The organism is Acidovorax sp. JHL-9 (genome assembly GCF_000426205.1).
Lineage (GTDB): Bacteria > Pseudomonadota > Gammaproteobacteria > Burkholderiales > Burkholderiaceae_C > Acidovorax > Acidovorax soli.
This window is the reverse complement of the sequence record NZ_AUEX01000032.1, coordinates 21641-45276: the sequence shown is the minus strand read 5'-3', so window position 1 is coordinate 45276 and position 23636 is coordinate 21641. Positions and strand designations below refer to the sequence as shown.

Sequence of the window (23636 nt, the reverse complement as noted above, 5' to 3'; positions counted from 1 at the left end):
TGGGCGACCCCACCGTTGCCGACGCCATTCTGGACCGGTTGCTGCAGAGTTGCCGGCGCTTCAGCCTGGACGGCGAGTCGCGACGAACGGGCCGCACGGCGCGCACTGCAACCGTTTCAAAAACGACCATCAAGGACCCCCATGAAGACCTGACAGCCTCTCCAAAACCGTAAACTCAACCCCCTACGCAGCACCGCCAGCATCACGGCGGTCACGATCGCCGAAACGGGCGGTCACGTTACCGAAACGGCGCTGAGAACATCGCTCAGCCCACCGGTCACGATGCGCCGAAATGACCGGTCACATTCGCCGAAATACGCACCGCGTACTACGAGCGCGTGGTGCGCCTGCTGGCCGACCTGGAAGACGCGGACACCAGCCTCTCCAGCGCTGTGGCCTCGCCCCGTGGGCGCTTGCGCGTGGATGTGCCCAGCCCGCTGGCTCGCATGATCCTGATGCCGGCACTGCCGGCGTTTCATGCACGCTACCCGGAGATCCAGCTGTACATGGGTGTGAGCGACCGCATGGTGGACCTCATCGGTGACAACGTGGACTGCGTGCTGCGCGGCGGTGAGATCACCGACCCTTCGTTGATCGCCCGTCACGTGGGCGATCTGCAGATCGGTGTGTACGCGGCACCCAGCTATCTGGAGCGCGTTGGCACGCCGCTGCACCCGGCTGAACTGGACGATACGCACCACCGCACGGTGGGTTATCTGCGCGCCCGCAGCGGCACGGTGGCGCCCATCGGCATGCACCGCGATGGCGAACGCATGGAGGTGCAGGGGCGCCATGTGGTGGCGATGGACGACGGCAACGCCTACCTCGCGGCTGGCGTCGCTGGCATGGGCGTTCTGTGGCTGCCGCAGTACATGGCGAACGACCATGCGGCACGGGGCGAACTGCTGCCGCTGTTCGACGGTTGGAGCTTCGATGCGATGCCGATGTATGTGGCGTTCCCGTCCAACCGCCATGTGAGTGCGAAACTGCGAGCCTTCATCGACTGGGTAGTGGATCTGATGCCCGAGCACGTGCCTGTGGCTTCGAGGCACGAAAACTCATTTCATGACAAGCACTGCACTGATGGCGCTCACCGTGACCAGCACGCAAACGTCCAACAGATTCAGGCGGTGTGATGAGCTGAACAACTTCATCCGTCGTAAGTGCATCCCAGTCGCCTAGGAACTGCCCTGGTGACAACGAACTGGTCAGAAAGCGATGCCCCGTCTATATCGGACATCCCCGAGGACAATGAAGCTTAGGGCCCAGATGCCTTTCGCTGCAACCCTTCCAAGGCGGTGAGAAGGCCACTCAGATCCATCCTATGAGTTTCACCAGCATTGATTTCGGCGTACACGATTGTCTGCTGCCGATCAATGAGGAAGCGCGCGGGTATCGGCAGCACCCACCCACCTTGCCCATTGAACTTCTCAAGGTCCACGTTCAAATCAAGATATAGCTTCCTAAATTCAGCTGGAACTTGCCATTCCACACCGAACTGAGCCGCCACGTGACCACCAGAATCATGCAGTATCGGGAAATCTAGCCTGCGCCTTCGGATGTGCCCGCGGCTGAATACTGGTAACTGAGGAGAAACGGCAAGCACCGATGCACCAAGCAGCTTGAACCGCCCGGTAACCCCCTGCAAGGCATTCAATTCCTTCCGGCACCAAGGACTCCATTCGCCGCGATAAAAAACCACCACCACGGGCCCATCGCGAAGCATTTCTGAGAGGGAGACAGTTTGACTTGTCGCGTCCGGGAGGGAAAAAGCTGGTGCGCGGCTAGGTGCCTGCAATGCTCTGGTAGCGCGGTCGCTGGAGACGGCGTCTTCCATCACTCTGAGCATCGCAACTAACGCATTCGAGCGTGTCCCCACCTCCAAGTGGGTACGCAACGCGTCAAGCTTCTGCTGCAAAGACATTTAGGGCTGGGCCAGCCGCGATCAAAAGTGCGAAAACCGCAAGAAGAAAGCGTACTGAGTTTTGTCTGCATTCTTGCACGTCAGCGCGAGTGCGCACCAATGTAGGGCCTGTCAATCTTGCGCAGCGGACAAGCGGCTGAAATTACGAGGACAAGGGCGCGATGTAGGGCTACTTTGAACTGGGCGGCACATCCGGAGGGTCACGCGCGATTTCCGAAATAATGAACTCAGTCAAGGCCCGTGCAGAAGGCTTCGCTTGACGTCCAACAGCATAGACTGGGCTTCCCCCAGTTTCCCGGACACATCCAATGACATGATGTGTTCAGGAGATAGGCATGACAAGAACCCGAAGGAGCTTCACGGACGAGTTCAAACGTGAGGCGGTGAAGCTGTGCAAGCAGCCAGGAGCAACCGCCACGCACATTGCGCGGGACCTGGGTATTCAGACGAGCGTGCTCAGGCGGTGGGTCACGCAGGAGCGTGGCGGAGTGTTGGACCTCAGACCAAACCGACCGCTTCGAAGTGAGGCTGCAACGGAGGTGGAGCGGTTGCAACGCGAACTGCGCCGTGTGACCACGGAGCGCGACATCCTAAAAAAAGCGCTCGGCTACTTTGCAAAGGACCCGCAGTGAAGTACGGCTTCATCGCGCGGCATCGTAGTGTCTGGCCCACCCGCACCATGTGCCGGGTTCTGGCGGTCTCCCACAGCGGCTTCTATGAATGGATGGGCAGAGCGCCAAGCCAGCGCAGCCAGGACGACGCGAGGCTCACCCGCCTCATCCGAGAGAGCTTCGAGCTCAGCGACCGCACCTACGGCAGTCCACGCGTCTGGCACGACCTTCGAGCGCTGGGCGAGAGTTGCGGGATGAACCGGGTCATCCGGCTGATGCACCTGGCCAAGCTGCAAGCTCGCCACAAGCGACGCAGGCTACCAGGAGATACAGGCAGCAGGCTTGAGAGCCACATCGCGCCCAACCATCTGCAGCGCGACTTTGAGGCCAGTGGTCCGAACCAGAAGTGGGTGGCCGACTTCACCTACATCTGGACGGCCGAGGGCTGGCTGTATGCGGCAGCGGTGATGGACCTGTACTCACGCCGCATCGTGGGGTGGTCGATGAGCGACACCATGCAGGCCAAGATGGTGAGCGACGCTTTGTTGATGGCCCTTTGGCGGCGCGGCAAACCCAGCTCGCTGATGCATCACTCGGACCAGGGCAGTCAGTACACCAGCGACGACTTCCAGCAGCTGCTCAAGGCACAGGGCATCACCTGCAGCATGAGCCGTCGTGGTGAATGCTGGGACAACGCCGCGATGGAGAGCTTCTTCTCATCCATGAAGACCGAGAGGCTCAGCCGCAAGGTGTACCGGACAAGGGAAGAAGCCAGGTCCGACGTGTTCGACTACATCGAGCGCTTCTACAACCCGGTGCGCAAACACTCAAAGCTAGACTTCCTCAGCCCAGTCGACTTTGAGCAAGGCTTAATGGGCTAAGCAAACCGTCCGGGAAACTGGGGGAAGCCCATACAGCAGGTTTATCAATAACTTAGGCGAGTTCAACATATGCCGGTGCTTTCCGAAACCTGACCTGACTTCCGACCGCCTGACTCCTATCCGGCTCTTGGAATCCGGGTCTTCCCAAGGAGTCATCATGGCTAAGATCAAACTCACTAAGTCCGCTGTCGACGCAGCGCAACCCCAGGCAGAGGCCGTCGAACTCAGGGATACGCTGGTCCCCGGCTTCCTGTGCAAGATTACCCCGGCGGGTCGCAAGGTGTTCATGCTCCAGTATCGGACGAACGCTGGCGAGCGCCGCAAACCCTCGCTAGGGCTGTACGGGGAGCTGACCGTCGAACAGGCGCGGTCGCTGGCGCAGGAATGGCTCGCCCAGGTTCGCCGAGGCGGCGATCCCGCCGCGGAGAAGGCAGAGGCGCGCCAGGCCCCCACGGTCAAAGAGCTATGCACGAAGTTCATGGAGGACTACTCCAAGAAGCGCAACAAGCTCAGTACCCAGGCCGGCTATCAGGCCGTCATCAATCGCAACATCATCCCGCTGCTAGGCCGCAAGAAAGTTCAGGACGTGAAGCGTCCTGACATCGCAGGGCTGATGGAGAAGCTCTCGTATAAGCAGACCGAGGCGAACAAGGTCTTCAGCGTCTTGCGCAAGATGTTCAACATGGCCGAGGTATGGGGCTATCGGCCCGACGGCACCAACCCATGCCGTCACGTCCCAATGTTCCCTGCCGGCAAATCAACCCACCTCATCAGCGATGAAGAAATGGGCGACTTGTTCCGGCAGCTCGACAAGATCGAGTCGGAGGGACTAGAGAACTACGTCATCCCTTTGGGCATCCGCCTGCAATTCGAGTTCGCTGGCCGTCGCTCGGAAATCATTGCGCTGGAATGGGACTGGGTTGACCTGCAGAACCGGCGGGTCGTCTGGCCTGATAGCAAGACCGGCGGCATGTCCAAGCCCATGAGCGAGGAAGCCTATCGGCTACTCTCGACGGCACCCCGGCAGGAGGGCTGCCGCTACGTGCTGCCTTCTCCGAGCCACGCCGGCAAACATCTGACCACGGGCGAGTATTACGGTGGCTGGAGCCGTGCGCTCAAGGCGGCTGGCGCCACGCACGTGGGCACGCACGGCATCCGCCACCGTTCGGCGACCGACATTGCTAATTCGGGCATCCCGGTCAAGGTCGGCATGGCGCTGACGGCGCACAAGACCGTCGTGATGTTCATGCGCTACGTCCACACCGAGGACAAGCCGGTGCGAGACGCGGCCGAACTGGTGGCGAATCGTCGCAAGACGATCACCGGGATGCAACGAGCCAAAGAGGTGGCGGCATGACCCGGCACAAGGCGTCTGTCACGTCGCCAGCAGCGCCGGTGGCGCTGCTGGGCGACATCCGGGCACTGATCGAGGCGTCGCACCAGCGCGCCGCTTCAGCGGTCAATGCCGAGCTGACCTTGCTGTTCTGGCGCATCGGTCAGCGCATCCATACGGAAGTGCTGGCCGGGCAGCGGGCCGGGTACGGCGAGGAAATCCTGCCAACCCTGGCCGAGCAGCTTGCCCGTGACTACGGGCGGGGTTTCGGGGAGAAGAACCTGCGCCGGATGGTCAAGTTCGCCGCCACGTTCCCTGACGAACCAATTGTCGCGACACTGTCGCGACAATTGAGCTGGTCGCATTTCGTCCTGCTGCTGGCGCTCAAGGAGCCGATGCAGCGGGACTACTACGCGCAGATGGCCGGCGTCGAACGGTGGAGCGTTCGGACACTGCGCGAGCGCACCGACTCGATGCTGTACGAACGCACAGCGCTGTCCAAGAAGCCGGACACGATGATTGCGCAGGAACTGGCGACCATGCGCGACGCGCAGCGCATCTCGCCCAGCCTGGTCATGCGTGACCCGTACATCCTCGACTTCCTGGGCCTGCGCGACACCTGGCAGGAGGGCGACTTGGAGGCGGCGATCATCCGCGAGATGGAATCCTTCCTGCTGGAGCTGGGCGTGGGCTTCACGTTCGTGGCTCGACAAAAACGCATCCAGATCGACAACGACGATTTTCACCTTGACCTGCTGTTCTACAACCGCAAGCTGCGCCGACTGGTGGCGGTGGAATTGAAGGTCGGGGAGTTCAAGGCGGCGTACAAGGGGCAGATGGAGCTTTACCTGCGCTGGCTTGACAAACATGAACGGGAGCCGGAGGAAGCCTTGCCGCTCGGCATCATCCTCTGCACCGGCAAGAAGTCCGAGCAAATCGAACTTTTGGAGTTGGACAAGTCGGGCATCCACGTCGCCGAATACCTGACAACGCTGCCGCCGCGCGAATTGCTGGCCGAGCGACTGCAGCAAGCTACAGCCCGTGCTCGACTGCAGATCGAGCAGCTTGGCGCTGGCAAGGGAAAGCGGTAAGTGTCGTTCTATTAGAGCTTTACAAACGAGTATCGATTTTTGATATTGGCGTGGAAATATTTCCCCTTTGAGTCTGAGCCGATGAACGCGTCATATTCACCTTGAGGTACGTCCGAATAGTCGTATACAGATCCAGTATTGAACTCAATTTCAAGGGTTTGAGTATCTGCGTCATAGCCGATTGCACAGATGTCGGTTGAGGTTACTGGTGTACGTTCCATAGTGCGTCATCTCCATTGGGTGTAATAAAACTTTTGGCTTACGGGGGTTATTTCTCACCAGCATTTGGATCTTGCTTACGCCAGGCCTCCACTAGGGGCTTGTAATTTTCATTCTGTACCGGCTCAGTCCAGCCGCCACTCCGAATACGGTTCCCGTCAGCACCCTTGGGAACAACTACCACAGGATCGTCGCTATCAGGTCGTCGGCCTTCTGGCGGACGGTCGATGATTGCCCGTATCGGCATGTTGACAGCCTCTCCCACAATCAACGCCTCGCCGGTGCGGAGAACAGGTAGCATCGAAAAGAGACCCTTAAGATTATCCGATGCACATGAGGTAACTTGAGCACGATCTGAGTCATTTGTCAGACGTAGGGCGATGACCGTGCCACACTGCGAAAGGATCGTAGTGTCTATTTCGGAAGGACGCTGGCTGACCAGCATTAACCCAACTCCATATTTTCGCCCCTCTTTCGCGATGCGCCGCGCGGCAGTAGCTGCCCGGCTCTTTGACTGAGCACTGAGATACACGTGCGCTTCTTCCATGACGACAAGTAACGGCCTTTCTCGACCTCCCTCTGGTTTCGTCCTTCCCCAAAACACCGCGTCATAAAGAATTCTTAAAACGGCCCCAACCAAATCATCTACAACGGAAGTTGGAATTCCCGACAGATCGAATACTGAAATTGGAGTGTCGGCCCCTATCCACGCTGAGAGCAGAGCATCGAGATCTGACGTTGTAGTGCCGTCTTTCGCGACAGCCCATTCACCAGGGTTGAAGAGGAATTGCATGCGTGGATCGCGAAGCTTGCTTTCCAACACATCCAGGTGCGGTCGCGGCGCATCAATGTAGAGCCCGCCATAAACCTTGTCGGCACCTGCCTCTGTTGTGATCGGACGGAATCGAGGACGCACGAGCTGGTCGCCATCGCCGGTGGCCTTTTGGGGAGGAGCACCGTCTTCGATATAGACTCGCGTGGCCTCAGTCTGGTTTTGGTTCTTGCTAACGCTATGAGTCGCGCAATGCAATGAATACAGGTCGTGCCAGAGCTGGTAGACAGAGAACGGAAGCGGTGTATCGACGGTGACGCTGAGATCAGGCAAGGCATGGGGGATGCCACCCGGCTTCGATGCCCTTTTGCTGGTCAACAACCTTTCTTGCAGTAACGCGAGGGGCGTTCCTGATACCGGACCCATCGCCAACGAAGTAAATTCCTCCGCTGTGAGCGCCCAAAATGGAACATGGAGTTCCCGCTCCCCTGCGGCGGTATCCGCCCCAACCCTAAATACACGGGCCTGATCGCCAAATGCCTTCGCATACTCACCGTGAAGGTCAAACAATACGACGCGAGCAGACTTGAACCGAGTTTGATCGGAAATAGCACCAAGTAGATTCGCCACGGCATTCGACTTCCCAGAGCCAGTGCTTCCCACCACTGCAGAATGACGGCTGATCAAGCGATTCATGTCGATGTATGCGCGGATCGACTCGGCGCTGGCGACGCGCCCAACGGCGACATAGCCATCTTCGTCTCCAGGCGCATAGACCGTTTTCAAGTCCGATTCGGTGACGACATGGGCAGAGTCGCCGATGGAGGGGTACTGTGCGATGCCGCGTTCAAACTTTGTTCCCCGGCGTCCTTGGCCGACGAGTTCAATCCTAAGCCATCGATTGCCGAATTGAGGCGCGAGTTCCGGTGGACCAGGGGCGGCGCCAGCTCCAACTTGTGAGATCACACCATAGAGGTCTACATATCCAGATGGAATACGGACAAATCCCCCGACTTGTCCGACGCGATATGCCTCACCATTGACAAATAAGAGTCCGCCCGGTGTGCTCTCCGCAAGTTTCACACTCACGCTTGAGCCGTTCACATCCTCAACAGTACCAAGCCGTGAAGGGTCGAGATTAGACGATGGGCTGCGCATCATGATTGCTCCCACCACAAAGTTGTTCGAGAAAAAGACCAAAATAGTGGAAGTCTCCGAGACGGCTACGTGGCTGAAGTTCTTTGGGATCGCCACCGGCGGCCGCTTCTTCCATCAGCCACGGCGTGTGCTCGTGGCCTCCAATGGTTCCGGGACGGTAAAGCCCCACGCGCGTTCCTACGACTGCTCCGTCCCAAGCCAGAACGGTGAGGTTGCTCTGTTTTACTGCGTAGTCGACAACTCTCGAATGTTGTCCGAGACCTGAATACATCAGCGCAAAGCATTGAGCGTTCCGGTTGCCCCGCAATCCATCTAGCAAAACTTCATTGAGGTGGTCGTCGAGAAAGGAATATCCGCACACAACAAGCCTGGGAGCATCCTTCCCGTGGAAAAATGCCCTTAGTCGATCAAGCATTGCGAGATATGGCATGCGACGGCTTTGGTCGTACTTGAGGTGCGAAGGGAAGATCATTACCTTGCCTGCTGCGGCCTCACGTGTGACGCGAACAACGCGCGTAATCTTCGCCCCATTCACGATTTCCTCGCTCTTCTCCCAATTGATGGAGCCGTGTAGCTTCCACAGCCTCGTCCACCTCGCGGGAATTACGTCGTGCTCGATCGACGCCAAATCGAACCATGGTTCTCGTGAGCCAACAAAACCATCGAAGTGCGGTAGCGGATGCTGTTCAAGCGCCTGTTCAAAAAGCAGGTCATAGTTAGGCGTAAATATTTCCGCTGGAGCATCACGTTGAACGCCACCGACCCACGATGCAAAGCGATTGTATGAACTGCGATAGGCGGGGAGCGGCTTACGCATCTCAGTTGCAATCAGTGCGCAGACTTTGTTATCCAGGTCACTTAAGTTCTCCTTCGACATTCCCAAAATCTCGGCAGTCCCGCGTCGATTGGCCAGAGTGCGCAACTCTGTCAATACGTCTTCAACGGTCGGGTCCTTGTCATCGGATGGTTTGCATTCCACACACAATGCATCCCAATGCGCCTTGAACTTTGATGTGGCTCCGGAAGCGCTGTCGCTTGCCTCCAGCCCGGCAGCGACCCGCTTCGTCAGTTCGACGATGGCCGGGATTAGCACGACGCTGTCTTTGCCGGCCGCATCGTAGATTCCAAGCGGGCAACCCGCACCAAGGAAACAGCCGATACGCTGCTTGTCATCTTGGAGCACCTGCCGCAGATTTCTTGCTTGCTGCGCTGCGTCGTGGAGCGCTGGGAATGGAAGTGCAGACGTCGGTGCGGCGGCGACAACAGGTGCGGCAACTGGGGCAGTGCTTGCGCTTGGGGGTTTTGTCATGATTTTTAGGTCCCTTAATTTTTTTCGTTAGGCCCCGGCAACGCGTTCACACTCAGGCCTTCAATTTTTTAAATACACCTCTATCCAAACCGAATTCCGAACAGCCCACCATCTTCCGTGGCATCGGTCAAACGCGTTGGAAGCACATGGTCATTGAGATCGAAGCCATCGATGGTTTCTTTAAAGGCGTCGTCTTCATTCATCGTCACGATGTACTGAAAACCAAGTTCCTGCGAAATCTCCGAACCCAAGCGCAAGGCGCTGATCACCTGCCGGCCGTCAACACCGTCGAACAGGTGGCTGTCATGGATCAAGAAGCCGGGTCCTATTTGCCGCTTGTGGCACAAGCGCATAAGCATCATGTCGAAGCAGAAGATCTGCATGTTCTTGATGCCCTTGCTGCGTTGACCCTGCATCGGAAACTTGAACATCGGGCCGTTGGAGGTTTCGTCGACGGTCATGCTGCCGGCCGACTCGTAGAGGCGTTGCGACGTTTCCTCGAAAGCGACGATGGCTTCGGCCAGCCGATCCTTCTGCTCGGCAAAATCGCGACGCAGCCGGATCGTGAGCCGGTTGCGCTCGATCTCCAACTCGTTTTTCGTGCCTTCGAGCTGCTCGGCCGCTTCGAAACGCTGCCGTAGGGATTCCACCTCCGATTCCAGGCGACCTAATTCCCCCTGCAACTTGAGGAACTGATCCAGTGCGCCATGACTCCTGAGGATGCCCATGATCTCCGCACGTCGCTGATCGAGTTGCGCTTTCTGGCTGTCGCGCAACTCGATGCGTAGCTGTGCCGCTTCGAGTTCGCTGGACAAATAGTCCTTGCGATTGCGCACAACCGATTGATGGAAGCTTTTCACGTCCTCGTAACGGCGCTTTACGAGGCCTGGAAGTGCAACGCCGGCTTCCTGATAGATCGCTTGCAGGTCTTCCAGGTCAGGTGGAATCTCGGAGGCCAGCGCGCCTTCGAGGTCACGGATGGCCGAGAAGTCTATGGTGTTGGCGTTGGCCAGTTCATTGAGCTGACGCGTCAGCTTGGCGCTTTCGACTTCCAGTTCCCGGTACTCAGGCAATACTTGGAAGGTTTCGATTTCCGAATAGAGCTTCTTGAGGCGAGATTCCTGCAGGGTTAACTGCGTGCGCAAATCAGCGGCCTTGCCGATGATTGAACCGAACGCCCCCGTACCCGCCGCCTTCTTCAATTCTTCCAAGGTCTTTTCACGATCACGAACGGCTTGCCAATCGCGCGCGATCTGCCAGTCCAGCCCAAGGAGAAACATCAGCGCCATTTGCATGTCGCCCGTTCCCTGCATGGTGGCCTGCTTCTCTGGCGTGGTGAATGCACCACTCATCTGGCGCCGCACAAAGTAGGCGAACAGTGACCGGAACGAAGGGGGCTTGCTGCCTGCGGCCTCCAGGCTGCTCAGGCCGAACATCTCCTCACCGAGGAACGTGACCCAATCGGTTGCCGATAGCTTGCGCTTGGTCTCCGGTGGCGTTGTTATGTAGATCTTGGCTTTGGCGCTCCCGCTGCGCTCGACGACGGTCCGCGCATCCTTCAAATCGAAGTCCATGCCGAAGGTGTATTCGGCCAACTCCGGCGTGCGGAAAATGGAATCAGGACCGGCTTCCGAGCCGGTCAGAAAATGCACTGTTTCAATGAAACTCGTTTTGCCTGCGCGGTTGCGCGTTTGCTTGGTACTGGCACCTTCGGTTTTTTGGGCAAGCAGCACGTTCAGACCTGGCTTCAAATCGCCGAGATTCTTGAAGGTGGGCAGCGTGCTGAAAAGATGGTGGATCAAGCTTCCCTCCGTGCCACAAGGCCATTTTCAAGTTCGATAGTGCCAAGGGAATACAGCAGGTCCAGCGCAAGCACGAACCAGTCGTAGGTTATTCGCCGAGGCCGAATGGCAACCATCCCTTGGTCCTGTCGGTTCAATTCCTCCCACAACGCGGAAACCGTTTTGGGACGCGCGAGAAAAGTTAGGACATGACCGCCCACGGTGAGTAGCGCGCGATCTTGCGGAAGATGCTTGGACGGTAGGATCATGTTGACCTCACCGCTTGGGCATCTTCGAATATCTCGCACTTGTCGAACAGATAGGCCATGACCGCCAGCACCGCCGCCTTATGTGTGGGTGTCGTGTTCACGACTCCCCCTGCCCAGGTTTCAAGCTGTCCAAAGATTTCATCGGGATGAAGCGAGGGGATCGCATCCCTCAGAGACACGTATTTACCCTTGAATGCCGAGGCAATTTGTTCGCCGTACACGGGGTTCTTCCAGTTATCGAAGAACTGCGTCACCAACGGTGACTTCTGCATCCCGATTTTCAAAAAATCGGCGACCACCGCAGATAGAAGATTTGCCTCGATTTTCCCCCGCGAGACATCTTTGACTTCACTCGTCTCTGGCGCGGGAGCAACGTTGATGTGCGTAAGTACGGCCATCAAATCGCTATAGCCCAGATTGACGTTTGCTTCCATGGTCAGCGAGGGGCCGAACCAGGATTCGAGATCCTGCAGGCTGAGCTGGCGAAACTTCGACAGCATTTCATCCCAACCGCAGTGGCCAATCTTGATCTTCGGGTTTTCTTGCGAGAGCTTGGCCAGCGCTTCGATGATGTGGGGGCCAAGGCGCCCATCGGGTGCGTTATGAACAAAAGTCCACTCACCAAAATATTTTTCCCAATGCTCTTTTGCGCCCCCGAAATCCTCGTTGATCTTTTTGATGGCTTCGGCGGCACTCAACTCATTGGGCGCATAGCTCTGAAATAAGGTCCGGGCCGAGGGCAGGTATCCGTCATTTTTCCGGTCGCCAACATTGCCCCATGGACGGCAGGCCATGAAATCGTTCGGGTGGGCCTTCGCCATCAGTTTTTCGAACAGGCGCTGAAATCCGTCCCCCTTGGCTTCAAGGAAGATGATGCGGAAATCTTTTTCGTAGCCGAGCTGTTGTATGCGATCCATGCGGTTCAGGGCCATGACTGGTTAAGTGTTTTCAGGCACAACCTCATGGCGTCTTCCGATCCGAATGGGGAAGGACGCGATTGACGTCAAATGGCAGCGCTTTGTCCGCTGCGATGCGGGTTAGCAGCATACGGATGGCATCCGAAACAGACAGTCCCATCTCGGCCAGAACGCTGCTCGCTTCTTCTTTGATATGCCCGTCTATCCGGGCACGAACGACGTCAGTGCTAGCCATTTCATATGCTCACAGGTGGTTGTAGCTACATTGTGGCTCATCTGGGCTTTTAAGTCATTTACTTTTTGTCACGAGTGGCATTGCATCCCGGCGTGCCGCCGTCGGGCTCGCGGGCGTTGCCCCGCGCCTCGTAGCGAGTCGCGGCCATGCGGCTTTGATCCCTGATGCCTCCGGCCGTCGCTACGCTCCCGGCCTGCGCGCGACGCTTGCCCTCCAGGGGATCGGCTGGACAGCCCATCCCCGCCGCGCCTTGCTTGGCGCCCCTCGAATGCAGCCGAACAGGTTGCACCTGATCGGCCAATCCAGCTAGGCGTGCCCTGGCACGCAGGGGCGCTCGCCGCGCGGCGTTGGGTTCAGCGCATCCCCTTGGCCCATCGGCCGCTGTTCGTCTTCCCCAAGTTCATCGCTTTTCCCGCGACCGTAGCCCGCGGTGCCTGGCCGTCAAGGCGCGCAGGGCCGAGTCCTCGCTGCGCTGCGGGCCGCACCAACCCTGCGCTTCTTCCTTGACGGCCAGTCCCTCGCTGGCCCGGTTTTTCGCGGGCGATGAACTCAGGAAAGACGGCGGCAAACAGGGACCGGCCCAGGTCTCTGCGCCGAACCAACCAAAGCCACAACGGGCTCCGAATCTTGGAATCCGGTCAGCTTTGAAACCACAGCAGCAACTCTTGGAGAAAGACCATGCAACTCGCATCCCGTTTCGCTTCCCATTCCCCGACGCTGCGCAGCGATTCCCCGCTGTCCGACGATCAAATCCGCCGCGTGGCCCCGTCCATCTTCGCGGACGCCCCGCATGAAAGCCGTTCCGAACGGTACGCCTACATCCCCACTGCCGCCGTGCTGGCGGAACTGCGCAAGGAAGGGTTTGAACCCTTCATGGCAGCGCAAACCCGCGTGCGGCACGACGACCGCCGCGACTACACCAAACACATGCTGCGTCTGCGCCATGCCAGCCAGATCAACGGCGCGGAAGCCAACGAAATTGTGCTTCTGAACTCCCATGACGGCACGAGCAGCTATCAGATGCTGGCCGGGATGTTCCGGTTCGTGTGCAGCAATGGCCTTGTCTGCGGCGATACGGTGGCGGACGTGCGCGTGCCGCATAAAGGCGACGTGGCCGGACACGTCATCGAAGGCGCCTACGAAGTCTTGCGCGGCTTCGACCGGGTGAAGGAATCCCGCGATGCCATGCACGCCATCACCTTGAACGATGGCGAATCCGAAGTGTTCGCCCGTGCCGCGCTGGCCCTCAGGTACGACGACGCCGACAAGCCCGCGCCCATCACGGAATCGCAAATCCTGATGCCGCGCCGCTTCGACGACCGCCGCCCGGACTTGTGGAGCGTGTTCAACCGCACGCAAGAAAACCTGACCCAAGGCGGCTTGCGCGGGCGCAGCGCCAACGGACGCCGCCAGCAGACCCGTCCGGTGCAGGGCATTGACCAAAACATCCGACTGAATCGCGCGCTTTGGCTGCTGGCCGATGGCATGCGCCAGTTGAAGGCCTGAATCCCCACGCGGCAGGGGCAGGCAGCAGCCCTTGCCGCTTCTTTCGCTGCTGCATCCCTAACCGCAAGGAGTTATCACCATGAACGCCGTTACTCAAACCGAAACCCGCGCCATCGAAGCCGCCGCGCCGCTGGAAGTGGCCGATCCGACCAAGAACCTGATTCTGGTTCCACTCTCGCAGTTGCTGCCGCGCCGCTCCAAGCGCAACGCACGCAAGACCCCGCGCCTGTCCATCCCTGAACTGGCCGCGAGCATCGCTCGCATCGGCCTGCTGCAAAACCTCGTCGTCATCCTCGCCGCCGATGGCGAGCAGTATGAAGTGGTGGCCGGTGATCGCCGTCTTACCGCATTGAAGCTGCTGGCGAAGAAGAAGCGCATCGCCGCCGACTACGAGGTGCCGTGCCTGCTGGTGCCCGATGCCTCGGCGCGCACCGTGAGCCTTGCCGAAAACCTGCTGCGCGAGCAGATGCACCCCGCCGACCAGTTCGAGGCGTTCGCCGCGCTGGTCAAGGAAGGCCGCCCCATCGAAGACATTGCCGCAGACTTCGGCGTGTCCCCGCTGGTGGTGCAACGCCGCTTGAAGTTGGCCAACGTCTCGCCGCGCCTGATGGCCGACTATCGGGCTGGTGGCGTGACGCTGGAACAGTTGATGGCCCTGACCATCACCGACGACCACGCCGCGCAGCAAGCCGCGTTCTACGCCGCGCCCGAATGGCAGCGTAGCGCATCTGCACTGCGCGAGCGTCTGACGGAACGCGAAATCGACGCATCGCACCCGCTGGTGCATTTCATCGGAATGGATGCCTACACGGCGGTGGGGGGCGGCATCCGCCGCGACCTGTTCGCCGACGACGATAGCGGCACCTATCTGACCGACGCCGCGCTGCTGGAAACGCTGGTGCGCGGCAAGTTGGACGAACTGGCCGAAGGCATCCGCGCCGAAGGCTGGGCGTGGGTGGAAGCCGTGCCGCACTTGAGCTATGCCGAACGGCAGGCGTTCCAGAACGCGCCGCGCCAGCGCCGCGAACCGACCGCCCGCGAAGCCCGCCGCATCGCCTCGCTGCAAAACCGCCTAGACAAGATCGACGCCGAACTGGAAGAAGCCTACGACGCCGAAGACGGCGGCAAGACGGAAGCGCTGGAATCGCGCCGCGAACAGGTGGCCGGGGAACTGCAAGCCGTGGAGGATGCCTTACAGGGTTACGCCCCGGACGTGCGCGCCGTCGCCGGTGCCATCGTTACCACCGACCGCAGCGGCGAGGCCGTGATTCATCGCGGCCTGTTGCGTGAGGCCGAGGCGAAGGCACTGCGCACGCTGGAACGGCTGCGGCAAGGCTTCGCCGGAACCGAAGGCGCGGACGACAGCGAAGGCGAGGACGCCGAGCCGGTGACGGTCGCGGTCAGCCTGTCCGACCGACTGGCGCAACGGTTGAGCGCGCACCGCACTGCCGCGCTGCAAATCGAAGTGGCCCGGCACCCGCAGGTGGCACTGGCTGCGCTGGTGCATCGCATGGTGCAGACCGTCTTGCTGGAAAATCATTACGGCCACGACCTGCCGCTTGGCGTGCGCCTGACCGTGCAAGACCGGCTGGAAGGCATGGCCCCGGACTGGCCGGAATCACCTGCCGCCGTGGCGCTGCGCGAGTTGCAGCAGGTGGCGGGCGAGGCATTGCCACAGGACAGCGCCGAACTGTTCGCCGTGCTGCTGGCGACACCGCAAGACGAACTGGTGCGGCTGCTGGCGGTATGCGTCGCTGCTACGGTGGACGTGGTGACGCCCCGCGCCACACAGCGCCAGCCCGGCGCGGAACTGGCGCAGGCCGTGGGGCTGGACATGGCGGCATGGTGGAAGCCGACCGCCGAGGGTTATTTCCGCCACGTCTCCAAGGTCGTGATTCTGGAAGCCGTGGGCGAGTTCGCCCCGGCCCACGTCACCCGACTGGCGAAGTTGAAGAAAGGCGACATTGCCTGCGAGGCCGAACGGCTGGCCGATGGCACCGGCTGGATGCCCGCCATCTTCCGTCCCGAAGGTCCGCAGCAGATCGCGCAGGACGGAGCGGCCGAAGCCGAAGCGCCGAAGGATGCCGCCACCGTGGCGGATGAGCAACCGCAGGTCGAGGCACTGGGCGCGTGACCCTGCACCGCCGATAAGCGTCCCGGTTCCGACCGGGGCGCTTCATTCCGAGGATTTCCCATGAGCCGCAACACCACGAGCCGCCCCCGTATGGCGGCGGTCTATGCCCCCGGCACGCTACGCGCTCGCCGCTGGCATGGCGATGGCGACGTGCGCGGCTACCGTCCGCCTAGTGGCTGGATGGCCCGCGCCGACCTGACCAACCTACATCCCATCACAGGCCGCGCCTTGCCGCGCGCCGTGTGGTGGATTATCGAAACGAAGGAATAACGATCAGCACCGGCCCCAAGCCGTTCCGGCTTGGGGCCGGTGGTTAAAAAACCGGGCGCGGCGGAGGCCCGCCGCACTCGGTTTCAACGTCCAAAGCAAAATCGCCACGTCGCCGCCTTCGACCAGGCGGCGACGTGGCGAGCGCACAAGTGCCTTGCGCGCAGTACGGCGATCGATGCCCGCCGATGCGGGCAAAGTTTCGATGACGTCCCGCCACAATGAGCGGGGCATGTGGGGCTACGCCCCGGCTTGCTGCGGCAGGTTGTGCAAAAGCGTGCTGTCCTCGACGCTGGCGGTACATCGCCTGTACGTCACGAAGGACGGTTCACCGACACGCGCCCGGCCTTGCTCATGGAACTTCCACGCCACGCCTCAAGCTGGGTGCCGCAAGCTGCGGCAGGGGCGCTCCCGCCTTGTCGCTGGGGTGTTGGCCTTGCCGCATCAGGGCACAAGCCGGTGAAACCATCACGCGGGGATGTCGAGTCGGCCATGTCTCCTTTCGGGAGCGGTCGGCCTGTACGTCCTTGGTCTGTTGTGAATCCTGGCGAGGGCACGGCTGCGCCTTGGGCTTCATGGCCGCAACCTTGCAGCGCAAGCAATTTCCCCGCCGCTGCGCGGCTTCCTCGCGAGACAAATTGTTTGCGCTTCCAGGTTCTCCACGGTGTTGCGACCGCTGCGCGGTGCGGCCCGCCCATCCCACGCCGACCGGATCACAACAAGGACGCACTGGCGCGATCTTGTTCAACCCGAAAGGAAAATCATCATGGCTAACATCGGCACCTTCACCGCAGACAAAGACGGTTTCACCGGCACACTCCGCACCCTGACGCTCAACGTCAAGGTCAAGCTGGTTCCCAACGACAAGGGCAACAACGAGAACGCCCCCGACTTCCGCCTGCAGGCGGCAAGCCACGACATCGGCGCGGCGTGGAAGAAGACCAGCGAAGCCGGGCGGGATTACTTGTCCGTGACCCTGGACGATCCTTCGTTCCCGGCAACGGTCTATGCTCGCCTGATCGAAGGCGAGGACGGCACGCACGACCTGATCTGGTCGCGCAGCAAGCCTCAAGCGGCCTGACGGCCCCTAGCGCCCCGCCCGTTGCGGCGGGGCGCAGTGCTGCTGATCGCAGCACCGCGCGCCTACGGCGCGTCGCGCTTCTTCAAGATTGCCTCCAGCTCTTGGCGCACCTGCGCCAGAAGCTGATCGGCCTTGTGCGGGCTGTCGCCGGCATAGGCCAGCGTCAGCAGCGTGAGCGGATGCACTTCCATGACCTCGCACAGCTCGGTCAGTTTGTGCAGAGTCGGACTTTTCAGGTCGCGTTCCAGTGAACTCATATAGGTACGGCTCGACACGTCAGAAAACGCTTCCTGGCTCAAGCCACGCGCTTTTCTGACCGTCCTTATTGCCGTTGCCAATGAGTTTTTAGCCGCCACCAATGGTTTTCCCTATAAAACCAAGATGACAACCTATTGCGCCCTATAGGGCTACAATCTATAGTGTTCAATTGGTGTTGTTGTTTTCCGTATTTGTGCTTTTAAGGAAATCCGCATCTGAGGATTTCGCCAGAGCCGGGGAGCCGCATTCGTGCCTTTCCTGACATCCACAATTCCGCGTTTGCGTTTCTGTGCATGTACAGATTCGAGAGCTTGCGCATCCGTGCTTGCGCACGAAAGCACATATCCGGCTTGGTGGTTCCGTGCTTCGCAGGAAAGGCGTGTTCGTGCATTCGCAGATACGTGGGATTCCCGCCCATGACCCAGCCGCTCACCACCGCCGACGAACGCGCACGACTGCTCGCCAACGGTGCGGCGCGCGCCGCCGGCCAGAGCATCGACCCGATGCCGGTGGTTCGACTGTTCACGCCCGATGCGCATGCGACCTGGCTGCTGGCCGCGCTCGATCCAGCCGATGGCGATACCGCCTGGGGACTGATCGACCTCGGCATCGGTATGCCCGCACTGGGGACGGTCAGGCTGTCCGACCTGACGGGCATCGTCGGGCCGCAGCAGCGACCCATCCTGCGTGACCTGTATTTCCGCGCCTCGCGGCCGTTATCGGAATACGCCTGGTTGGCGCAGCGCGATGGTTCGATCCCCGACTGACGAACCACCGGTTCCCTGCGGCGGGCCATCCAGAGACAGGCCGTTGCAGCGCATTGTGTCTTTCTCAGTCTGACTCAAGACGGCTGGGGTCTGAATCGGCACTCTTGCACCAAGAGGGTGCAGCCTGACCTAGAAAGACATGATGTGTGTCGCGGGTTGCGGCACGGTGTCAGTGCCGCGCCCCATTTCCGGGATGCGCGGTCGTCGCACTCGGACGACCCGAGCAAGGTTTCGGAGCTAATCGGTCTTGACACTCTCTCTACAGCTTAAGTTACGCCATCCTGATGGCGCTTTGATGTCTTGATGCCGTAGCTATTCGCGCCCGAGGTCGTGGCGACGTTCCTGTCGAACAGGAGGTCGCGTCATGGCTGATCGAAGCGCCGATTTCTGGTATCCAACCGCCGCGTATCTCTACGTGCTGCACTTGGACGGGCTCGCGCTGGCCTGGGAGTATCTGCGCCGCCATCCTGACTACCGGCGCGACTGGCTGCGCCGTCGCCATCGGCCCGAAGCGGCGCACGCCTGGGGGTTGCGCCTGCTGGAAGACCCGGCGCTAGACGCGCGCGACGCGCATCCAGCCTGGTTCCCCGACCATGACGCTGTGCTCCAGCTCTACCCGGACGCCGACCCGCCACCCGATGCCGACGCGTTCGAGTTCTGGCGCATCCCGGGCCACAAGCATCTGATCCACGACGGCAGGCGCTTGGTGCTAGTGGCACGATGGCCCGGCTGCTGCGTGCGGCTCGCACTGGCACCGGGCCTGACCGATGGCATGGCCTATCTGTATGCCGTCCGCGCGTGCGCTGCGCCCTGCGGGCGCTACCGCACGATGGCGGCCGAACTGGACACCCTGGCCGCAGTCGCGGAAACCGCGCCTGCGGCAGCGGCCCGCTCCCGGCCCACGCCCGCCGCGCTGCTGGAGTTGCACACGCTCCAGGCACTCGACGCGACCTTGGCGGGCGCGTCCTTGCGCGAAACAGCCGCTGGGCTGTTCGGCGCCGAAGCCGTGGCCGGTAGTTGGTACGCCGATGGCGGTCTGCGCTCGCGCGTGCGCCGCCTGGTTCAGCGCGGTCAATCGCTGATGCGCGGCGGCTACCGCCGTCTGGCACAGGTCGAATGACCTGGGGAGGGTCGCTTTGCCTTCACGGCAAAACGACCCTCTGCGCTCCGCACCTCTTTCTTGAGACTGCCTCCATCCGGTCGCGTTGTGTGGCCGGGCGTTTCTGACCGATGGAGGTTCTCACCATGCGACCCGCTCCCTTACGACCTGCCGCCGCTGCCGTCGCCACGCCCGCGCAGCCCCAGCGCTATCTCACTAACGACGAGGCTGCCGACTACCTGCGTCTCTCGCCGCGCACGCTGGAAAAACAGCGCGTGATCGGCAACGGGCCGAAGTTCCGCAAGTTCGGCCGGCGCGTCATGTACGCGGTGGCCGACCTCGATGCCTGGGCCGACCAGCGCAGCTATGAAACCACGTCCGACCCGGAATACGCCGAGCACCACTCGGCCGACAGCCGTGGGCGCTGATCGGTGGCTCGCCGGTGGCCATCACCCTGTCCAACCCATCGCGGGAGCGGGAACAGCTCGATCTGTTCCGCGCCTTGCCGGGCGACATGGCGCCGCGCGACAGCCAGGACCTGATGGCCTTTCCGTTTTTCTCGCTGGCGAAATCGCGGCGCACCGCGCCGATCGACTTCCGCAGCGGCAACGTCACGATCCGCGTGGAAGGGACAATGGAGCACGGCATCGCCACCATCTGGGATGCGGACATCCTGATCTGGGCAGCATCGCAAATCGTGGAAGCGCGCGATGCGGGCATTCGCCCGTCGCGCCTGATGCAAGCAACGCCCTACGAGATCCTGCGCTTCATTGGGCGCGGAACGTCGCTGCACGACTACCAACGCCTCAAGGCTGCGCTGGATCGCTTGCAGTCGACCACTGTGGCCACGTCCATCCGAGAGACAACCGGACGACGGCTGCACCGCTTTTCTTGGATCAACGAGTGGAAAGAGTTGACCGACGCCCGCGGCACGCCGCTGGGCATCGAGCTGATTCTGCCGGACTGGTTCTATGCGGGCGTGCTCGACGCGGCGCTGGTGCTCACCATCGACCCGGCGTACTTCCGACTCACGGGCGGCATCGAGCGATGGCTGTATCGGCTGGTGCGCAAGCATGGCGGTCGACAGGAGGCTGGCTGGCAGTTCGACTTCCAACATCTGTATCGCAAGTCTGGCAGCAGCTCGCGGTTTTCGGATTTCGCCTACGACCTGCGCGTTTTGGTGGGGCGGCAATCACTGCCAGGCTACGTCCTGGGCATCGAACGAATGCCGGGCGACCGGACGGAGTTATTGACCTTCCGACCCGTGCCGTTCACGGCACGGGGATAACTGCGGGACAACTTGTGGACGGGCTCGTGCTATCAGGAGTAACGGGTATCGTGCTATCGGGAGTACGGCTATCGTGCTATCAGGAGTACGAATCGCCCGCAAAGCCAATAACGGCGCGGGTTTCGATGCCCCTTAACTTACCTAACTTAAATTCTCTAACTTTTAGTAGAAGCGCGCCGTTTCGGTGGACAACTGCCGAAACGCAAAAACCAAAGCAACTCCGAAAGCAAAAACAACCCCGGTTTTCAGGGCAAAAACAGGCTGGCTTTCCAGATCGGAGGGCCGCGCCATGATCGTTGCCTTGCTCAATCAGAAAGGCGGCGTGGGCAAGACCACGCTCGCCACGCACATCGCGGGCGAACTGGCGATGCGCGGGCAATCGGTCATCCTGCTAGATGCCGATCCGCAGGGCTCATCGCTGGACTGGACACAGCGCAGAAGTCAGCAAGGTCTGCCCAGGCTGTTTAGCGCCGTGGGCCTGGCACGCGAAACGCTGCACCAGGAGGCCCCAGAACTCGCCAGGCGGGCCGATCACGTCATCATTGACGGACCACCTCGTATCGCCGCCTTGGCGCGCTCCGCGCTGCTGGCGGCCGAGCGCGTGCTGATCCCGGTGCAGCCCAGTCCCTACGACCTGTGGGCCAGCGCCGAGATGGTGGCGTTGATACGCGAAGCGCAAGTGTTCCGACCTGCGCTGCGCGCGGCCTTCGTCATCAACCGGCGCGTCAGCACCACCATCATCGGCCGGGAGGCGCGGCAGTCGCTGGCCGAACAACCGCTGCCAGCACTGCGCTCGGAAGTGCATCAACGCATCGTCTTCGCCGATAGCGTGGCTGCCGGACGGCTCGCACGCGAGACGGCGCCCGAGAGCGCCGCTGCGCGTGAGATCGCCGCACTCACCGACGAACTGCTGCGGTGGCCGACATGAAGAATACGCGCGGCAAACGCATCGGCATCGGCGCACGTCCGCCAGCGAATCCCCACGCTGAGGCGTGGATTCGCCAGGGCGACGCCGACGCTTTGCAAAAGGGCGACCTCTACACCGCGCGCCTGACCCTCGACATCACGCCCGCCATGCGGGCGCGCATCAAGGTGTCCGCCTTCACGCGTGGCGTGACGGTGGCCGAACTGCTGCGCGCACTGCTGGAACGCGAGTTTCCGGAGAACTCCCAATGAACGTACAACCTTCGACGGTCACGGCCGCCACGACCAACACAAATCCGTCTTCGCTCGCGATGCTCGCCAGACGGGCCGGCACCGTGCCGTTGACCCGCGTGTCGCTCGCCTACGTCGAACGGCGCATCGACCTCTATCTGCGCTTCGGCGAACCGTCACGCATCGTCCGGCTTGACCACTGGCGCCGTGTCGCGGTGTTCCTGTCGGGGGCCGTGTTTTGCCGCATCCGGTGGCAGGCCAATGACTACGGCACGATCCGTTGGGAACTCATGGTGATGCAGGCTTGCACGTCGCTGGATGCGGCGCAGCGCATCCCCGGCGTGCTGCCCGGCGCGCGGTTGCTGCTGCACGCCGAAGGCGAACCTGCCGTCCGCGCTGTGTTTGCGCAGCTCGACGCCATCGAGGCACTGAGCATTGCGCCAGCCGACGTGTCACCCGCGTACTGGCGCACGCTCGGCAACCGGCTCGCTGCGCGCTTGCCACTACCCGAATACACCGCCGAGCGACATGCGGCTTGGCTGGCCGGGAGGACATTGCCATGACGACGCTTTCCACATCCAGCATCGCACCGCACCCTCGTTCGCGCCTGCGAGCTCGCATCGCGCTGACGGGCTTCGCCGCTGCCGGCATCGCTGCGCTGGCCTGGGCCGCATTCGTGTCGCCGCTGCCGCGCCTGACCTACAACCCGTCCGACAGTGTGGCGGTCGGCTGGTATCGCATCGAACCGTTCAGCCATCGGGCCGCCTCGCTGCCACGTCCGTTGTCCGTGGACAGCATCGTCCTTGTACCACTGCCGACCGAAGCCGCCGCACTCGCTGCGCAGCGCGGCTATCTACCGACGCGCGTTCCGCTGCTCAAGCGAGTGGGCGCCGTATCACCGCAGGAGGTATGCATCGCTGGCGGTATCGTTCGCATCGACGGCGTGCCTGCGGCCGCCGTGCTGCCGGCCGACCGACTGGGCCGACCGCTGCCATCCTGGCAGCAGTGCCGCCGTCTTGCATCTGGCGAACTGTTCCTGTTGAGCGTGACCAATCCGGCGTCGTTCGACAGCCGCTACTTTGGGCCGATTGCGGCTTCTACGGTGATCGGTCTTGCGCATCCGGTCTGGCTGGAGACACGCCCATGATGGCCGTCGATTCGCTGCACGTTCCCGTGCATCTCATCGTGCCATCCGGTATGTCGTTCCGCTGGTCGTCACGGTGTCGTCGCGCGTGCAGTGCGTGCGCATTCGCGCCGCACTTCGCGCAACATCCGGCGCCACCTTCCCATGTGCAGGCGTCTTGCCTCGAACGCGCCCGGCTTGTGGCTGTGGCCGCGTTCGCCGGCGGGCTGGCTGCAGGCAGCGCAGCGCCGCCGGGACGCCGAGGCCCAGAGCGAAAGCGAAGGGCAAAGGCGGAAGGCAAGATAAAAGGTCGCGGCACTGGGCCGCTTGAAAACCCTGTCTGCACGTGGGGGTGGCGCGGCACGCGCCAAGGAGCGGCAGCGTGCCGCGAAGGTGCGCAATGCCGCATCGGCATTGGCGAAAGCGCGTGCTTCGCACGCCCGACTGCGATGGTCTTG

General features: G+C 61.4%; 25 protein-coding genes and 1 pseudogene. 16 read left to right on the top strand and 10 right to left on the bottom strand.

What is annotated here, in order from left to right; genetic code table 11:
- Window positions 1-323 precede the first annotated feature (323 nt).
- Window positions 324-1136 (top strand): annotated as a pseudogene (locus K225_RS21070) (LysR substrate-binding domain-containing protein); the annotation flags it as partial.
- A 122-nt stretch (window positions 1137-1258) separates the two neighbouring features.
- Here the strand turns inward: K225_RS21070 and K225_RS0116805 are convergent.
- Complete coding sequence (locus tag K225_RS0116805; protein ID WP_026437473.1) at window positions 1259-1924, bottom strand: peroxiredoxin-like family protein; 666 nt, start codon at window positions 1922-1924, stop codon at window positions 1259-1261.
- 335 nt (window positions 1925-2259) lie between these two features.
- On the opposite strand from K225_RS0116805, the gene K225_RS0116795 reads away from it, so the two are divergent.
- From K225_RS0116795 to K225_RS0116785, 3 genes are all read left to right on the top strand, one after another.
- Window positions 2260-3416 (top strand): IS3 family transposase gene (locus K225_RS0116795; RefSeq protein WP_155885299.1). Its coding sequence is split into 2 segments (ribosomal slippage): window positions 2260-2527 and window positions 2527-3416, totalling 1158 coding nucleotides; the frame shifts between segments, so codons are not numbered across the junction.
- Between the two features lie 157 nt (window positions 3417-3573).
- Window positions 3574-4773: a site-specific integrase gene (locus tag K225_RS0116790; protein ID WP_026437470.1), complete on the top strand. Its 1200-nt coding sequence runs from the start codon at window positions 3574-3576 to the stop codon at window positions 4771-4773.
- Window positions 4770-5840 (top strand): YhcG family protein, encoded by a 1071-nt coding sequence (locus K225_RS0116785; protein WP_026437469.1) that lies wholly within the window; start codon window positions 4770-4772, stop codon window positions 5838-5840. Before K225_RS0116790 ends, K225_RS0116785 begins: the two co-directional genes overlap by 4 nt.
- Window positions 5841-5851: 11 nt before the next feature.
- On the opposite strand, the gene K225_RS21905 is transcribed toward K225_RS0116785, so the two are convergent.
- The 7 genes from K225_RS21905 to K225_RS21065 form a co-directional block, all read right to left on the bottom strand.
- A complete protein-coding gene (locus K225_RS21905; protein WP_042043535.1) occupies window positions 5852-6061 on the bottom strand; it encodes a KTSC domain-containing protein in 210 nt (69 codons plus the stop codon).
- Between the two features lie 47 nt (window positions 6062-6108).
- Entirely contained in the window at window positions 6109-7992 is a 1884-nt protein-coding gene (locus tag K225_RS21900; protein ID WP_198135306.1) for an ATP-binding protein, read from the bottom strand.
- Window positions 7970-9298, bottom strand: coding sequence for an SIR2 family protein (locus tag K225_RS0116770; protein WP_026437466.1), 1329 nt, complete (start codon window positions 9296-9298; stop codon window positions 7970-7972). Before K225_RS0116770 ends, K225_RS21900 begins: the two co-directional genes overlap by 23 nt.
- An 80-nt stretch (window positions 9299-9378) precedes the next feature.
- Window positions 9379-11100 carry an ABC-three component system protein gene (locus K225_RS0116765; protein ID WP_026437465.1) on the bottom strand — a complete coding sequence of 574 codons (1722 nt, stop codon included), beginning with the start codon at window positions 11098-11100 and terminating at the stop codon, window positions 9379-9381.
- Entirely contained in the window at window positions 11097-11348 is a 252-nt protein-coding gene (locus tag K225_RS22395; RefSeq protein WP_026437464.1) for an ABC-three component system middle component 6, read from the bottom strand. The genes K225_RS0116765 and K225_RS22395 overlap by 4 nt, the downstream gene beginning before the upstream one ends.
- Window positions 11345-12265, bottom strand: coding sequence for an ABC-three component system protein (locus tag K225_RS0116755; protein ID WP_026437463.1), 921 nt, complete (start codon window positions 12263-12265; stop codon window positions 11345-11347). The genes K225_RS22395 and K225_RS0116755 overlap by 4 nt, the downstream gene beginning before the upstream one ends.
- Window positions 12266-12308: 43 nt before the next feature.
- Entirely contained in the window at window positions 12309-12500 is a 192-nt protein-coding gene (locus K225_RS21065; protein WP_034713134.1) for a type II toxin-antitoxin system RelB/DinJ family antitoxin, read from the bottom strand.
- Window positions 12501-13178: 678 nt separating this feature from the next.
- Between K225_RS21065 and K225_RS0116750 the strand changes: the two genes are divergently transcribed.
- From K225_RS0116750 to K225_RS0116735, 4 genes are all read left to right on the top strand, one after another.
- Window positions 13179-14006: a DUF932 domain-containing protein gene (locus K225_RS0116750; protein ID WP_026437462.1), complete on the top strand. Its 828-nt coding sequence runs from the start codon at window positions 13179-13181 to the stop codon at window positions 14004-14006.
- Window positions 14007-14085: 79 nt separating this feature from the next.
- On the top strand, window positions 14086-16140 hold the full coding sequence (locus K225_RS0116745; RefSeq protein ID WP_026437461.1) for a ParB/Srx family N-terminal domain-containing protein: 2055 nt from the start codon (window positions 14086-14088) through the stop codon (window positions 16138-16140).
- Window positions 16141-16200: 60 nt separating this feature from the next.
- Window positions 16201-16410, top strand: a complete 210-nt coding sequence (locus tag K225_RS0116740; RefSeq protein ID WP_026437460.1) for a hypothetical protein — start codon at window positions 16201-16203, stop codon at window positions 16408-16410.
- 763 nt (window positions 16411-17173) lie between these two features.
- Window positions 17174-17488: a DUF736 domain-containing protein gene (locus K225_RS0116735; RefSeq protein ID WP_026437459.1), complete on the top strand. Its 315-nt coding sequence runs from the start codon at window positions 17174-17176 to the stop codon at window positions 17486-17488.
- 62 nt (window positions 17489-17550) lie between these two features.
- Here the strand turns inward: K225_RS0116735 and K225_RS0116730 are convergent, their stop codons facing one another.
- Window positions 17551-17844, bottom strand: coding sequence for a helix-turn-helix domain-containing protein (locus K225_RS0116730; RefSeq protein ID WP_026437458.1), 294 nt, complete (start codon window positions 17842-17844; stop codon window positions 17551-17553).
- A 318-nt stretch (window positions 17845-18162) separates the two neighbouring features.
- On the opposite strand from K225_RS0116730, the gene K225_RS0116725 reads away from it, so the two are divergent.
- From K225_RS0116725 to K225_RS0116710, 4 genes are all read left to right on the top strand, one after another.
- Window positions 18163-18513, top strand: a complete 351-nt coding sequence (locus tag K225_RS0116725; RefSeq protein WP_026437457.1) for a DUF2958 domain-containing protein — start codon at window positions 18163-18165, stop codon at window positions 18511-18513.
- Between the two features lie 364 nt (window positions 18514-18877).
- Window positions 18878-19633 carry a DUF2285 domain-containing protein gene (locus K225_RS0116720; RefSeq protein ID WP_026437456.1) on the top strand — a complete coding sequence of 252 codons (756 nt, stop codon included), beginning with the start codon at window positions 18878-18880 and terminating at the stop codon, window positions 19631-19633.
- 125 nt (window positions 19634-19758) lie between these two features.
- Window positions 19759-20040, top strand: a complete 282-nt coding sequence (locus tag K225_RS0116715; RefSeq protein WP_026437455.1) for an AlpA family transcriptional regulator — start codon at window positions 19759-19761, stop codon at window positions 20038-20040.
- Window positions 20041-20126: 86 nt separating this feature from the next.
- Window positions 20127-20900: a replication initiator protein A gene (locus K225_RS0116710; protein ID WP_238323261.1), complete on the top strand. Its 774-nt coding sequence runs from the start codon at window positions 20127-20129 to the stop codon at window positions 20898-20900.
- Window positions 20901-21062: 162 nt separating this feature from the next.
- Here K225_RS0116710 and K225_RS22730 read toward each other — a convergent pair whose 3' ends face one another.
- Window positions 21063-21191, bottom strand: a complete 129-nt coding sequence (locus tag K225_RS22730) for a hypothetical protein (protein ID WP_255346481.1) — start codon at window positions 21189-21191, stop codon at window positions 21063-21065.
- On the opposite strand from K225_RS22730, the gene parA reads away from it, so the two are divergent.
- The 4 genes from parA to K225_RS0116685 are packed head-to-tail and all read left to right on the top strand — an operon-like array spanning window position 21190 to window position 23202.
- Window positions 21190-21828, top strand: coding sequence for a ParA family partition ATPase (gene parA / locus K225_RS0116700; RefSeq protein ID WP_019718174.1), 639 nt, complete (start codon window positions 21190-21192; stop codon window positions 21826-21828). The genes K225_RS22730 and parA overlap by 2 nt on opposite strands.
- Complete coding sequence (locus K225_RS0116695; protein ID WP_034713130.1) at window positions 21825-22076, top strand: hypothetical protein; 252 nt, start codon at window positions 21825-21827, stop codon at window positions 22074-22076. Before parA ends, K225_RS0116695 begins: the two co-directional genes overlap by 4 nt.
- Window positions 22073-22618 (top strand): DUF2840 domain-containing protein, encoded by a 546-nt coding sequence (locus tag K225_RS0116690; RefSeq protein ID WP_026437452.1) that lies wholly within the window; start codon window positions 22073-22075, stop codon window positions 22616-22618. Before K225_RS0116695 ends, K225_RS0116690 begins: the two co-directional genes overlap by 4 nt.
- Complete coding sequence (locus K225_RS0116685; protein ID WP_026437451.1) at window positions 22615-23202, top strand: S26 family signal peptidase; 588 nt, start codon at window positions 22615-22617, stop codon at window positions 23200-23202. Before K225_RS0116690 ends, K225_RS0116685 begins: the two co-directional genes overlap by 4 nt.
- Window positions 23203-23636: the final 434 nt, after the last annotated feature.

Coding starts and splice junctions, on each gene's coding strand:
- K225_RS0116805 (WP_026437473.1), bottom strand. CDS start 1,924: ATGTCTTTGCAGCAGAAGCTTGACGCGTTGCGTACCCACTTGGAGGTG.
- K225_RS0116790 (WP_026437470.1), top strand. CDS start 3,574: ATGGCTAAGATCAAACTCACTAAGTCCGCTGTCGACGCAGCGCAACCC.
- K225_RS0116785 (WP_026437469.1), top strand. CDS start 4,770: ATGACCCGGCACAAGGCGTCTGTCACGTCGCCAGCAGCGCCGGTGGCG.
- K225_RS21905 (WP_042043535.1), bottom strand. CDS start 6,061: ATGGAACGTACACCAGTAACCTCAACCGACATCTGTGCAATCGGCTAT.
- K225_RS21900 (WP_198135306.1), bottom strand. CDS start 7,992: ATGATGCGCAGCCCATCGTCTAATCTCGACCCTTCACGGCTTGGTACT.
- K225_RS0116770 (WP_026437466.1), bottom strand. CDS start 9,298: ATGACAAAACCCCCAAGCGCAAGCACTGCCCCAGTTGCCGCACCTGTT.
- K225_RS22395 (WP_026437464.1), bottom strand. CDS start 11,348: ATGATCCTACCGTCCAAGCATCTTCCGCAAGATCGCGCGCTACTCACC.
- K225_RS0116755 (WP_026437463.1), bottom strand. CDS start 12,265: ATGGATCGCATACAACAGCTCGGCTACGAAAAAGATTTCCGCATCATC.
- K225_RS21065 (WP_034713134.1), bottom strand. CDS start 12,500: ATGGCTAGCACTGACGTCGTTCGTGCCCGGATAGACGGGCATATCAAA.
- K225_RS0116750 (WP_026437462.1), top strand. CDS start 13,179: ATGCAACTCGCATCCCGTTTCGCTTCCCATTCCCCGACGCTGCGCAGC.
- K225_RS0116745 (WP_026437461.1), top strand. CDS start 14,086: ATGAACGCCGTTACTCAAACCGAAACCCGCGCCATCGAAGCCGCCGCG.
- K225_RS0116740 (WP_026437460.1), top strand. CDS start 16,201: ATGAGCCGCAACACCACGAGCCGCCCCCGTATGGCGGCGGTCTATGCC.
- K225_RS0116735 (WP_026437459.1), top strand. CDS start 17,174: ATGGCTAACATCGGCACCTTCACCGCAGACAAAGACGGTTTCACCGGC.
- K225_RS0116725 (WP_026437457.1), top strand. CDS start 18,163: ATGACCCAGCCGCTCACCACCGCCGACGAACGCGCACGACTGCTCGCC.
- K225_RS0116720 (WP_026437456.1), top strand. CDS start 18,878: ATGGCTGATCGAAGCGCCGATTTCTGGTATCCAACCGCCGCGTATCTC.
- K225_RS0116715 (WP_026437455.1), top strand. CDS start 19,759: ATGCGACCCGCTCCCTTACGACCTGCCGCCGCTGCCGTCGCCACGCCC.
- K225_RS0116710 (WP_238323261.1), top strand. CDS start 20,127: ATGGCGCCGCGCGACAGCCAGGACCTGATGGCCTTTCCGTTTTTCTCG.
- parA (WP_019718174.1), top strand. CDS start 21,190: ATGATCGTTGCCTTGCTCAATCAGAAAGGCGGCGTGGGCAAGACCACG.
- K225_RS22730 (WP_255346481.1), bottom strand. CDS start 21,191: ATGGCGCGGCCCTCCGATCTGGAAAGCCAGCCTGTTTTTGCCCTGAAA.
- K225_RS0116695 (WP_034713130.1), top strand. CDS start 21,825: ATGAAGAATACGCGCGGCAAACGCATCGGCATCGGCGCACGTCCGCCA.
- K225_RS0116690 (WP_026437452.1), top strand. CDS start 22,073: ATGAACGTACAACCTTCGACGGTCACGGCCGCCACGACCAACACAAAT.
- K225_RS0116685 (WP_026437451.1), top strand. CDS start 22,615: ATGACGACGCTTTCCACATCCAGCATCGCACCGCACCCTCGTTCGCGC.